This is a genomic window from Proteus sp. MB838 (assembly GCF_054767435.1).
The window spans coordinates 1-524 of sequence record NZ_BAABMO010000110.1; the positions used below are offsets into that span (position 1 = coordinate 1).

Here is a 524-nt window from a genome sequence, read left to right on the forward strand (position 1 = left end):
ATGTACAAGGTCATGAAGACCAAATGTTGGTACAAGAATTTTCTCACGTAGTGACGGTTCCGACTGATCCGCAATCAGGTCAACCTTCTGGTCAACGTGCGCATAAACCGTTTCGTTTTACCGTGGCATTAAACAAAGCCGTTCCTCTGCTGTATAACGCATTGGCTTCCGGCGAAATGTTGCCAAAAGTTGAGCTAAAATGGTATCGCACGTCTGTTGAAGGTAAACAAGAGCACTTCTTTACCACCACACTGACTGATGCGACGATCGTGAACATCGATTGCCAAATGCCTCATTGTCAAGATCCGGCTAAAGCCGACTTCACGCAACTTATCGAAGTCTCCCTCTCTTACTGCAAAATTGACTGGGAGCACACTGTTGCTGGAACGTCTGGTGCGGATGACTGGCGTGCGCCTCTCGAAGCGTAATACCGTTATGACGAGTCCTTGGGGGCTCGTCCTTATTTTGTATTGTTCCCTTTTCTTTATCCATTTTTGCATGGAGGCAGATTATGCTTAGCAAAG

The 524-nt window shown here is 46.8% G+C and carries 1 protein-coding gene; it reads left to right on the forward strand.

Going from position 1 to position 524, the window contains the following annotated elements; genetic code table 11:
* On the forward strand, positions 1-428 hold a 428-nt coding region (locus tag ACYUCW_RS18160; protein WP_460409188.1), incomplete at its 5' end, for an Hcp family type VI secretion system effector.
* Between the last annotated feature and the right edge of the window lie 96 nt (positions 429-524).